The sequence below is a fragment of the Sulfitobacter sp. HGT1 genome (assembly GCF_013282155.1).
GTDB lineage: Bacteria > Pseudomonadota > Alphaproteobacteria > Rhodobacterales > Rhodobacteraceae > Sulfitobacter.
Genome location: NZ_BLWI01000019.1, coordinates 92866 through 104818 on the forward strand (window position 1 = coordinate 92866; position 11953 = coordinate 104818).

Annotated in this window: 10 protein-coding genes and 1 tRNA gene; 4 read left to right on the forward strand and 7 right to left on the reverse strand. The window is 57.1% G+C overall.

Annotated features, from left to right (window positions below; genetic code table 11):
* Window positions 1–19 precede the first annotated feature (19 nt).
* The 5 genes from HGT1_RS17575 to HGT1_RS17595 are packed head-to-tail and all read right to left on the reverse strand — an operon-like array spanning window position 20 to window position 5323.
* Window positions 20–1045, reverse strand: coding sequence for an extracellular solute-binding protein (locus HGT1_RS17575; RefSeq protein WP_176251257.1), 1026 nt, complete (start codon window positions 1043–1045; stop codon window positions 20–22).
* 29 nt (window positions 1046–1074) lie between these two features.
* Window positions 1075–1881, reverse strand: a complete 807-nt coding sequence (locus HGT1_RS17580) for an ABC transporter permease (RefSeq protein WP_217902997.1) — start codon at window positions 1879–1881, stop codon at window positions 1075–1077.
* Window positions 1874–2776 (reverse strand): ABC transporter permease, encoded by a 903-nt coding sequence (locus tag HGT1_RS17585; RefSeq protein ID WP_176251259.1) that lies wholly within the window; start codon window positions 2774–2776, stop codon window positions 1874–1876. Before HGT1_RS17585 ends, HGT1_RS17580 begins: the two co-directional genes overlap by 8 nt.
* Window positions 2773–3828 carry an ABC transporter ATP-binding protein gene (locus HGT1_RS17590; protein ID WP_176251260.1) on the reverse strand — a complete coding sequence of 352 codons (1056 nt, stop codon included), beginning with the start codon at window positions 3826–3828 and terminating at the stop codon, window positions 2773–2775. The genes HGT1_RS17585 and HGT1_RS17590 overlap by 4 nt, the downstream gene beginning before the upstream one ends.
* A 46-nt stretch (window positions 3829–3874) precedes the next feature.
* The gene (locus HGT1_RS17595) at window positions 3875–5323 is read right to left on the reverse strand and encodes an amidase (protein WP_176251261.1); all 1449 of its coding nucleotides are present in this window, start codon (window positions 5321–5323) and stop codon (window positions 3875–3877) included.
* Between the two features lie 182 nt (window positions 5324–5505).
* On the opposite strand from HGT1_RS17595, the gene HGT1_RS17600 reads away from it, so the two are divergent.
* The 3 genes from HGT1_RS17600 to HGT1_RS17610 all read left to right on the forward strand — a co-directional run bounded on the left by HGT1_RS17600 (window position 5506) and on the right by HGT1_RS17610 (window position 8567).
* Entirely contained in the window at window positions 5506–7176 is a 1671-nt protein-coding gene (locus HGT1_RS17600; protein ID WP_255200259.1) for a GMC family oxidoreductase, read from the forward strand.
* 12 nt (window positions 7177–7188) lie between these two features.
* Window positions 7189–8292 carry a mandelate racemase/muconate lactonizing enzyme family protein gene (locus tag HGT1_RS17605; protein ID WP_176251262.1) on the forward strand — a complete coding sequence of 368 codons (1104 nt, stop codon included), beginning with the start codon at window positions 7189–7191 and terminating at the stop codon, window positions 8290–8292.
* Window positions 8293–8490: 198 nt separating this feature from the next.
* A tRNA-Met gene (locus HGT1_RS17610) sits at window positions 8491–8567 on the forward strand.
* A 392-nt stretch (window positions 8568–8959) separates the two neighbouring features.
* Here HGT1_RS17610 and HGT1_RS17615 read toward each other — a convergent pair.
* Window positions 8960–10375, reverse strand: coding sequence for a cell wall metabolism sensor histidine kinase WalK (locus tag HGT1_RS17615; protein WP_176251263.1), 1416 nt, complete (start codon window positions 10373–10375; stop codon window positions 8960–8962).
* Window positions 10376–10540: 165 nt separating this feature from the next.
* Between HGT1_RS17615 and HGT1_RS17620 the strand changes: the two genes are divergently transcribed.
* Window positions 10541–11251, forward strand: coding sequence for an acyl-homoserine-lactone synthase (locus HGT1_RS17620; protein WP_255200260.1), 711 nt, complete (start codon window positions 10541–10543; stop codon window positions 11249–11251).
* 139 nt (window positions 11252–11390) lie between these two features.
* Here the strand turns inward: HGT1_RS17620 and HGT1_RS17625 are convergent, their stop codons facing one another.
* Window positions 11391–11843, reverse strand: coding sequence for a CoxG family protein (locus HGT1_RS17625; protein ID WP_176251264.1), 453 nt, complete (start codon window positions 11841–11843; stop codon window positions 11391–11393).
* Window positions 11844–11953 lie beyond the last annotated feature (110 nt).

Here is an 11953-nt window from a genome sequence, read left to right on the forward strand (position 1 = left end):
CAGCCCCGCCAAAGGGTGTTTACTTCAGCAGTTCGGTCCAGATCGCGGTGTACAGATCGACTGCGGATTGTGGGCATGTCGGCAGGAACTTACCGCCCGCTGCGAATTCCGCAGGGGTGACGATTTCCGGCGCGGTTTTCATGTCTTCGGGCATGAACTCCTCTGACCCGGCAACCCCGTTTGCATAGCGTGCAAAGCTGGAAATCATCGCGGCGTTTTCGGGCTCAAGGATAAAGTTGATGAACTGATATGCCTCGTCCACGTTCTTGGCGTCTGACAGCAGGGCAACCGAATCCATGAACAATGGATAGCCTTCCTTGGGGTAGCCATAGACGATGTCGGGGTTATTGATCCGTGCCCGCATGGTGGAGCCGTTCCAGTTCACCGACGCCGCATAGTCACCCGAAGACAGCTTGTCTGTGGTGCCATAATCCATCGACAGCCATTTTGGTTTGGCGGCCATCATCTTGTCGCGGACCTTTTTCAGCAGCTCAAGGTCTTCGGTGCAGGCTTCGCCGCCCAGGTTGAAGATCGCCATGTTGATCACGTCGGTCATCTCGGGCACGACGTTGATCTTGCCGACCAGTTCCTCGGGCGGGTCCATGAACAGTTCGGATGTGTTCACGTCGCCGCCATAGACGGTTGTGTTCACCGCGATGCCAACGGAACCCCACTGCCATGGCACGGAATGTGTGCGGCCCGGATCCCATGGCACGTCTTTCCATTCGGCGGCAATGTTGCCGATGTTGGGGATCTTGGAATGGTCCAGTTCGGCGATCAGGCCTTTGCGGACATAGACCGGAATGTAGTTCGCCGATGGCACCACCAGATCGAAACCGGAACCACCCGCCTCGACCTTGGTGAGGGCGGTTGTGTTGCTGTCATAATCGGTGATCGTGACAGCGATGCCGGTTTGCGCGGTGAACTTTTCGATCATTTCGGGGCTGGTGTAGTTGCCCCAGTTGAACAGGTTCAACTCACCTTCGGCAAAGGCACCGATGGTACTGCCGATAAGGGCCGTGGTCGCAAATAGAAGGGTCTTCATATAGCTCTCCATTGTTGAAAATTTACGGGTTAGTCCCGCTTTTTGGTTACGAAAACAAAGACAGTCAGGATCAGGACAGTCAGGGCCAGCAGCGCGGTTGATATCGCGTTCACCTCTGGTGTCAGCGCACGGCGCAATTGGCCCAGCATATAGGTCGGCAGTGTATCCTGCCCTGCGGATTTTACAAATTCGGTGATGATGACGTTATCAAGCGAGATGATAAACGCCAGCATTGCGCCCGCGATGACCCCCGGCAGCAAGAGCGGCAGCGTGACATATCGGAAGGTCTGCCAGGGTGTCGCATAAAGATCGGCGGCAGCGGTTTCCATCGCCGTGTCCATCCCCTCGAGCCGGGCCTTGATCGGCAGATAGGCAAAGGGAATGCAAAAGGCCGAATGGGCCAAGATCAGATAGCCCAACCCGGTGTAGCCCGTCGCAACCTTGACCGAGGAAAAGAAGATCAGCAGCGCAACCGCCGTCACGATTTCGGGCACCATCAGCGGTTGGTTGATGATCACATAGATCATCGTTTGCCCCGTGAACTTGCCCCGCCTTGTGGTGCCCAATGCCGCCATCGTCGCCACGGTGGTCGAGATAACGGAAGCCCAGACCGCAATGATCAGGGACCGGGCGGTCGCGTCCTGCACCGCTTCGTTTTTGGCGGCAACGGCGTACCATTCCAGCGAAAAGCCGCCCCATTGGTTGACGGAATCCCCGCCGTTAAACGAATAGATCACCAGCGTTATGATCGGCGCATAAAGCAGAACGAACGCAAGGATCGCGATAAACGTAAAGCCGGGCAGGGTGGTGACATCAAAAACGCGTGGTTTAGCCATTGCTATCATCCCGTGACGAGGCCCGCGTGTAGATGATCAGCGACACCAGTACGACCAGCAGCAACACTGTCGAAAGCGCCGCCCCCAAAGGCCAGTTTTGACCCTGGCCAAATTGCAATTCGATAAAGTTGCCGATCATCATGTTCTTGCCGCCCCCCAACACGCGGGGCGTGACATAGGCACCAAGGCTGGGAATGAACACCAGAATGGAGCCGGCAATGATACCCGGTTTGATGATGGGCAGGATCACCCCGCGCAACACCTGCCACCGCGAGGCATAAAGATCATAGCCCGCCTCGATCAGGCGGAAATCGAACCGGTCGATGGCAGCGTATAGGGGCAGAACCATCAGGGGCAAATACACATAGGTCATGCCGATCAGCACCGCCGTATCGGTGTACAGAATCTGGATCGGTTCCGAGATCAGGTTAAAGTGCATGAGGAAGGTGTTGAGGATACCTTGGTTTCGGATCACCTCCATGATCGCAAAGGTGCGGATCAGCAGGTTTGTCCAGAACGGAATGGTGATCAGAAACAGCCAGAACGCGCGCGATTTTGCGGGGCGGGTGGCGATAAACCACGCCGTGGGCAGGCCAAAGCCAAAGGTGATAATCGTTGTGGCGATGGACAGTTTCACCGACCGCCAGAAGATCGACAGGTTCGCATCGGCAAGGCTGACCGTCTGGTCAAAGATGTCGCGTTCAAACAAGACGCGGAACCAGCCTTCGCCGGACAAGATCCAGCGAACGCCGGAATAATCGCCCTTTTCCAAAAAGGAATACAGCGCGACGATCAACAGCGGCCCGCTTGCCGCCAGCACCAGCAGGATCAGCGCAGGCGCGGACAAAAGCCAGCCATCAAGCCCTTTGCTGCGGCGGGTTTTGCGGCGGCTCATGATTTCAGCACCTGCACGGCTTGCGCGTCGATGGCGATGCCGACCGTATCACCCACGTCAAAGGCACCGGATGACTTTGATTGAATGCGCGCGACCAGCGGGCTGCCGTCTTTCAATGTGATCGTATAGTGGGTGTCGGTGCCCATATAGATCGCTTCGGTGATTTTGCCGCTGATGCCGGTTTGGGCCGATGTCACGCTGACCTGTTCTGGCCGGATCGCCAAAGTCACCGCACCTGTTTCGCCCTGCAATGGCACGGCCAACAGATCGCCGGTGCCGATCCGCACCTGATTGCCCTCGACGGTGGCATCCAGAAAATTGGTCTCTCCGATGAAATCCGCGACGAAACGGTTTACGGGGCGGTCATAGATATCGTGCGGGGTGCCGACCTGCAAAAGCGCGCCTGCCGACATGACGCCGATCCGGTCGGACATGGTTAACGCTTCTTCCTGGTCGTGGGTGACGAAAACAAAGGTAATGCCGGTTTCGGATTGCAGCCGCTTCAGTTCGCTTTGCATTTCCTTGCGCAGCTTCAGATCCAGCGCCGACAGCGGTTCATCCAGCAAAAGCACCTGTGGTTCAGGGGCCAAGGCGCGGGCCAGCGCCACCCGTTGCTGTTGCCCGCCGGACAGTTGTTGCGGCAAACGGTTTGCGAAATCCTCTAGCTTGACCAGCGCAAGCACGCGGTCGACCGCCTTGGCCACATCAGCCGCCGACGCGCCGCGCATTTTCAGGCCGAACCCGACATTCTGCGCGACCGTCAAATGGGGAAACAAGGCATAGGATTGGAAAACGGTATTGACCGGACGCTGATAGGGCGGGTCATAGGTAATGTCTGTGCCAGACAGATGGATGGAACCGCTTGTGGGCGTCTCGAACCCTGCGATACAGCGCAGCAAGGTGGTCTTCCCGCAGCCCGATGGCCCGAGCAGGGTAAAGAATTCGCCCTTTTCGATGCTGATCGACACATCGCCAAGCGCCGTAACTGCGCTGGCCCCCGCCCCATAGATTTTTCCGACGTTGCGCGCATCGATTGCGATATCTGTGTTCACGTCTATTTCCCCTGCTGCGGCTTTCAGTTTGCGTTGGGCCCCGGCACTAAGCAAGGAAATCCGCAAGCATCTTTGGCCTTTGATGTTCCCATGGGGCTGCTTGCTCAAGTTCTGCGCAAAGCGCGATCAGCGTCGCGTCATCGCCGAAAGGTGCCGCCAGATGAACGCCAACGGGCAGGCCTTCATCTGTCCAGTGCAGGGGCACGGTTGCCGCGGGTTGGCCGCTGGCGTTGAACGCCGCACAGAACGGTGAATATTCGAAAACGCCGCCCTTACCCACGCGGTAGTTCTCGTAATCATCGCGGTCGTGGGTGAAGCGGCCAACAAGGGCAGGGGGTTCGGCCAGGGTTGCGGACAGGATGATATCAACGTCGTCGAATGCGGCTGCCATCTGGCGGCCATAGGCGTGGATTTTATTGACCGCCCCCAGATAGGCGGCACCGGAAATTTCGGATGCATAGGCCAAAGCACTGCGCGCCACGCCCTGAACATCGCCCTGACGCAGGTCGCGCCCTTTGGCCTTGAGGGTGTTTTCGATCCAAAGCGCTGTGCCGCAGGCGACGATCTTGGTCCAGGCGTGCATCATCCCTTCGTGGTCGGCCTGGGGGCAGCCGGGGGTCACGTGATGGCCCAAACCTTCGAGTATCCGCGCAGTTTTCAGCACGGCTTCCTTGCAGGCCGGATCAATGGCACCGCCGGTAAATGTTGTGTCACACAGCGCGATGCGCAGACGGCGCGGCGGGCGGATTATGGCTTGGCTATAGGACGTCTCCATCGCGGGGGCGGCATAGGGGGCACCGGCATCGGGGCCCGCGCAGGCATCCATCATCGTGGCATTGTCGCGCACCGATCGGGACAAAAAGCCGTCGATGGCCATGCCGCCCCAGCCTTCGCCCGCAGCAGGACCGTCAGGAAAACGGGCGCGCGTGGCCTTGAAACCGAACAAGCCGCAGCTTGACGCAGGGATGCGCACCGACCCGCCACCATCGGACCCGTGCGCCATCGGCACGATGCCCGCTGCCACCGCAGCGCCCGACCCGCCGGATGACCCGCCAGAGGTATGTGACAGGTTCCAGGGATTGCGCGTCGGCCCGCCGTAAACGCTGGATTCTGTGACCGGGCCGATCCCGCCTTCGGGGGATGTGGTGCGCCCGAAGGTGACAACGCCCGTGCTGCGCATCCGGTCGTAAATCGCGCTGTCATAGGTATAGTGTGTGTCTTTGAGCAGGTTGGACCCGCTATGCGAAGGGAAATCCTTGGCCTCGGCCCCGAGGTCTTTCATCAAGAACGGCACGCCTTTGAAGGGGCCGTCGGGCAAACCCGCCTTGATCGCCTGGCGTGCTGTTTCTTCTTGCAACAACACAACCGCATTCAGTTGCGGATTAAACGCGGCAACCCGTGCCAATGCATCGTCGAGCAGTTCATCTGGGGATGCGGCACCGGATGCGACTTGCTGCGCCAGAAATGTTGCGTCGTCTTGATCATAGGTATCCATGTGCTGCACATCCTTTGCGGGCCGGTTCAGCAGATGGTCACAGCCATCGCTGTATCACTAAGGCTACCTTAGGATGATGCCACAAGAAGGCAATACGCGTTTTCGGATGTCGCCTGATACGGGGGCGGCCCTCGTTTCTGCCCGTGGCGGGCTGCGCTATTGCAGCCTTTGAGAGAATCGTGATGAATGCAAACCTGCGGCACAACGATCACGACACTGACCTTCGGAGACCTGATTTGGACCACTTTGACTATGTAATCGTCGGTGCAGGGTCGGCTGGATCTGTTCTGGCCAACAGGCTGACCAGCAGTGGCCAGTTCAGCGTTCTGCTGCTTGAGGCTGGCGGATCGGATATGAACCCCTGGGTCCAGATGCCCATCGGGTACGGCAAGGTCTATTACGACAAACGGGTCAATTGGAAATACACGACAGAGCCGGTTCCGGGCCTGAACGGCCAGCGGTCCTATTGGCCGCGCGGCAAGGTCTTGGGCGGATCAAGTTCGATCAACGCGATGGTCTATGTGCGCGGGCATCCACAGGATTATGCCGAATGGAACGCGGTGGCCCCCGGTTGGGGCTGGGACGATATTGAACCCGTATTCCGCCGCATGGAAAACTGGGACGGCCCGCAAAGCAATGCGCGCGGGGTCGGTGGCCCCTTGGCCGTGCATGACGTCACAGACGAGGTGCACCCGCTGACGCGCACCTATCTTGAAGGGGCCGCACAGGCGGATATCCCGACCAACCGCGACTATAACGGCCCCCACATGGAAGGGGCCTGTTGCTATCAGATTACAACCAAAGGCGGCTATCGCGCCTCTGCGTCGCGCAGCTATTTGAAGCCGGCCAGAAAACGCCCCAATCTTGAGGTCCGCACAAAGGCCCATGTCACGCGGGTCTTGCTGGATGGGACGCGGGCGACGGGGGTCGAATACCGGCAGGGCGGTCACACCCATAAGGTCGAGGCACGGGCCGAAGTGATCTTGTGCGGCGGCGCGATCAATTCGCCACAACTGCTGCAATTGTCAGGCATCGGGCCGGGGGGCGTGTTGCAACAGCACGGCATAGATGTGGTGTCGGACGCATCCCAGGTCGGGCGCAACCTCCAAGACCATCTGGGCAGCGATAACCTTTATGTCTCGCGCGTGCCCAGCTTGAACCAGGAACTGCGCCCGCTGTTGGGCAAGATCAAAGCGGCCCTGCATTATGCGATGTTGCGCAAGGGTCCGCTGTCATTGAGCCTCAATCAGGGGGGCGGGTTTGTGCGTGTCTCCGAGGCGTCAAAAGGGCCGGATTTGCAGCTTTATTTTTCGCCTGTCAGCTATACGCGTGCGCCTGTCGGCGTACGCCCCTTGATGAACCCCGACCCGTTCGCGGGCTTTTTGATGGGGTTCAATCCGTGCAAGCCGACCAGCGTCGGGCATTTGCAAATCCGGTCGCCCGACCCGATGGAGGCCCCCGAAATGCAGCCGAACTATCTGGACACTGACCATGACCGCGCGATGATGCTGGCCGGTACAAAACTGATGCGCCAGATCGCGGGCACCGCGGCCATGCGGGCGGTCATCGAAAGCGAACTGTACCCCGGGCCGGATATTGTCAGCGATGATGATATCGTCGCGTATAACCGTCAAAAAGCGTGGACCGTCTTTCACCAATGTTCGACCTGCCGCATGGGCAGTGATCCTGCCGTCTCGGTCGTTGACGCGCACCTTAAGGTGCACGGCATTGTGGGATTACGTGTTGCCGATGCGTCGGTCTTTCCAACCATTCCCACGGGCAACACCAATGCACCGGCCATCATGGTCGGTGAAAAGGCATCCGACATTATTCTGGCCGATGCAAAGCGCTGAAAAGGACAACAGATGAAGCTGAAATCGATCGAGACTTTCACCACCCCCGATGTCGGCTTTGTGCGCGTCACAGCCGAGGACGGATCGCAAGGCTGGGGGCAGGTGTCGACCTATCATTCCGATATCACCTGCCAGATTTTGCACCGGCAGGTCGCACCGCATGTACTGGACAAAGACACAACCGATCTGGATGACCTGCTGGATATCGTGGCCGAGCGTGAACACAAGTTTCCCGGCTCGTACTTGCGCCGCGCAATGGCCGGGGTGGATACGGCAATCTGGGACATGCGCGGCAAACAGCAGGGTAAATCCGTGGCCGAATTGCTCGGCGGCACACCGGGTTTGATCCGCGCCTATGCGTCCTCGATGAAGCGCGACATCACCCCCAAGGACGAAGCCGCCCGCCTGATACATCTGCGCGACACCCAAGGGTTCGACGCCTTCAAGGTCCGTGCCGGTGCCGAAGTCGGCCGCGACAAGGACGAATGGCCCGGCCGCACCGAAGATATCATCCCGACAATGCGCCGCGCGCTGGGCGATGATGTTGATCTGCTGATCGACGCGAACAGCTGCTATTCGCCTGACCGCGCGATCGAAGTCGGGCACATGCTGCAAGACAACGGTTTCACCCATTTTGAGGAACCTTGCCCCTATTGGGAGTTGGAGCAAACCAAGCAAGTCACCGATGCCCTTGATATCGACGTGACCGGAGGAGAGCAGGATTGCGACCTGCCAACATGGAAACGGATGATCGATATGCGGGCCGTCGATATCGTGCAGCCCGATATCCTGTATCTGGGCGGGATCAGCCGCACATTGCGGGTTGCCAAAATGGCCGCCGCTGCCGGCTTGCCCGTCACCCCGCATTGCGCGAACTGGTCACTGGTTACGCTGTTCACGATGCACCTGCTGCGCGCGATCCCGAATGCCGGCAAATATCTGGAGTTTTCTATCGAGGGGCCGGATTATTATCCGTGGCAGTACGATCTGTTTGTCCAAAGCCCTTATGGAATCGAGAACGGCCAAGCCCGCGTGACCGATGCACCGGGCTGGGGTGTTGAAATCTCGCCCGATTGGCTGGCCCGCTCGGCCTATCAGATCAGCACGCTGGAATAGCGCTGCGTCTGTCGTCTCGGTTCAGCCTGTGGCCTTTTCTTGAAACCCTCAAGATTTAGCCAATAAAATCAGAGAGCAACCGGCGACAGACCGCCACAAAAGCCGATGAAAAAACGGTTTTGCAAATTAATGTAACAATTTTGAAAAAATCGGACAAAACCGCCTTGCAGCCCGCGCTCAACAGGGGTAGCACACCCCTGCGGGATGGAGCAGTCCGGTAGCTCGTCAGGCTCATAACCTGAAGGTCGTAGGTTCAAATCCTACTCCCGCAACCAAATACAGAACCACCCGCAGCTGAAACGCTGCGGGTGTTCTTGTTTGTGCCAGACGCAATATACAGCCGGTCCGAATGGTGAGCCGTCGAGGTCGAGCCGGATACTGGATATTCGTGTTTTATGAATCAAAACCGACAGCGCCCCGTTGAGGCAGAGCCTCGCAATGACCTGCTTTGGGAGAATGCTGCCGACAATCAGGCAGACCGGATCATCAACGGCAGATATCCTCGGGGGCAGCATATTCACCTTTGGTGACGGCCCGCGCCTTTTGCCATGACCGATCATTCTGACACGCCACCAACCTGACCTTCACAATTTGCCCGGGCGGCCCCTTAGCTCTGAGGGCAGGAGCCATACAGGCATAGCGTATCCAACTTGTATCGAGGTCGGTGTCACGCGGCTGTGTGATAGACTTCTGTTTCAGGTTCTTCGGCCAGTTCCTCTGCCATTGACTTCACAGTCACCTTAAAGGTCGTGCCGACGCCAAGCTCGCTCTCATAGCAGATCCGGCCTCCGTGCCCTTCGACGATACGTTTTGAGATGGCGAGACCCAAACCCGTCCCTTGGAACTTTCGCTGATCGCTTGAGTCAATTTGACCGAACTCTTCAAAAATCTGACGCTCACTGCCTTCTGGAATCCCGATGCCCTGATCCGCAACCGAGAGAACCAGGTTCTCGTCTTCACGTGTCAGCGTCACCCTGACAGTCCCGCCTGAGTCGGAAAACTTGGCCGCATTTGAAAGCAGATTGGTGATGACTTGCCCCAGCCGTTTTCCATCCCCTTTGACAAAGAATTGCTCTTCGTCAATTTTTGCTTCGACATCGACGCCCAAGGTTTTTGCATAAGGCTGGAAATTGTCGATAGCACCCGTCACGACCGAACCCAGATCAACGGGGGCGAGTTTTAGGGTGAATTTGCCTGCTTCCGAAGATTGCAGCAAAAGCAAATCCCCGACCAAATCAATAAGCCGGCTGCTGTTGCTGCGTGCAATGCCAAGAAGCCGGGCCATTTTTTCAGGAACTTCACCGATGGACCCTGCGTGAATAAGGTCAAGCGCGCCCTTGATCGATGTCAAAGGGGTGCGCAGTTCATGGCTGACCGTAGACAGGAAGCGCGTTTTTGCCTCGCTTGCTGCCAATGCGTTCTTGTTCTCTATCTCCAAGGCAATCTGGTTGTTGAGAAGGACGGAATACCCCTTGATGAAATTGCGGGCGAGTTCAACGATAAAGCCCAATACGAACACCACGGTGAACAGATTAAGCCACGTCTCGGATGCCAGAGGGGGGCGCAAAATCCAGACGTCACGGACGGCGATAAACATGATTGCGCTGACATAGATCGCCAGACGCATACACAACACAGGGATGAATTGATGGTTGTTCATGGTTGCGAAAATGGAGGCCGAGACGAGCAGGAACAGCGGAAGAAAGTGCCCGCCGTCCGTCCCTTGTTGAACTGCGATTGCGATACAGAAAAGCGATATCGTTACCGCGCTCAGGAAGGTCGTGGCATAGATCTGGTGCAACATCTTGCGTGGTTTGATCGTCCTTGCCTGACCCGTCGCGAGCATATGACGGAACAAAAGAAGGTCATAAACTTCACACAATGCAATTGCGCCAAGGAAAAACAGCGCGACGTATGTGTTATAGTAAAACCCTGCAAGGCTAATGGCCGCCAGATAAATGACCGCCCTTTGAACGAACAGGCTCTGTCCGACAGCGGCGTAGTCCTGCAAGCGCTTTAAAATCGAGCGCTGCTCTCCCAGACCGCTTGTCTTTATCGAAACGATGTTTTTCAAATTTTTCATAACGTGACGTCCCATCAGCCAACTTGGGCCATGCCGAGATAAGGTTCGATTTCATACTACTATGGGTGGAAAATTTGTTGCTATCATGGCAAAAGCATGTCTGAATACAAATTGTTAACCTTTGTTAACACTCTAAAAATTTGTGATTAAGGCACTGGGCAGCAAATGATGGGTTTCCAAACAATAAAAGCGTCACAAGGGACATCTTCCGTACAAAGTGGCGTCTCATACGAAGAAAACGTGAAGTCGCAAAATGCAATACCTGCGGTTCCGGCTGTTTCCGGCCGGATAGAAGAGACTGTTATCTCTGTGGGGAATCAGCATCGTTACGGTCAGCTTTTTATTGATAATCTGAAAGCCCGTAAAACGGTGTTCATCGACCAGAAGTCCTGGGATCTACCCCATACCGAAGGCATGGAATTCGACCAGTACGACACCCCCCAAAGCCGATCCGTCGTGATCCATGAATATGGTCGCGTTCTGGCGGGCGTCCGGCTGTTGCCGACAACAGCGCGCTGCGGGTGCTATTCGTATATGCTTAGAGATGCCCAGCTAGGTATGCTGCCCGATATTCCCGACTATGTTCTTTATGAAAAAGCCCCGGTTATGCCGCATGTCTGGGAAGCAACACGGCTGTTCGTCAACCACAACGAACCCGCCGACCGGCGACTGGTCATTCAAACCAAACTGATCAAGGCAATGGCGCGGGCAGCCACTGAGCAGGGGGCAACCCATGTGATCGGCATCGTCCCGGCGGTTTTTCAACGGTGGATGAACAGGCTGGGGCTCAGTGCTTTGCCGATGGGCCCGAAGCTTAACATCAGCGGCGACAACACCCAGGCTGCGGTTATGCATGTCGCAGGGCAGGTCGGTTAGGCTAGGTCGGGTGGCGCAAGGGAATGCCGTGTCGGGCCCCTAAAAACTGGCCTTTGAAATTACATCAAACCGCCGCGTTCTGCCAAAAGCCTGAGCCTTTGCCAGAACGTCGGTGTCGTGATGCGAGTCGTGGCCCCGCTTAGCCGACTTTCTCGGCATCCAGTACATCTGCAAAGCTCTTGAAGAATTTCGCCGCCAGCTTTTTGGCCGTGCTTTGGATCAGGCGGCTGCCCAGTTGAGCAAGTTTTCCGCCGATCTGCGCCTTGGCATCATAGGTCAGGATGGTTGTGTCACCATCTGCGACCAGCGTGACATCCGCCCCGCCTTTTGCATGTCCGGCAGCCCCGCCATTGCCCTGTCCTGTCAGCGAAAACGCATCGGGGGCACCGCTTTTGTCCAGTTGAACGTCCCCGCTGAACCGCGCCTTTACCGGCCCGACCTTCAGTACGATCTTGGCCTCCAGCTCGGTGTCGGAATGCTGGATCAGCTCTTCGCAGCCCGGAATGCACTGGCGCAGGATTTCAGGATCGTTCAGGGCCGCATAAACCCGTTCTTTTGGTGCATTGATTACGATTTCGTCTTTGAGTTCCATGGTCTTACCTTTTTAACAGCAGGGAAATTTAATGGTTGCAAGCGTTTCGGCCTGTTCGGGTGTCAGCTTCCATTTTTGACGCAAAGCGCCAAGGTAGATGCGCAATCTTC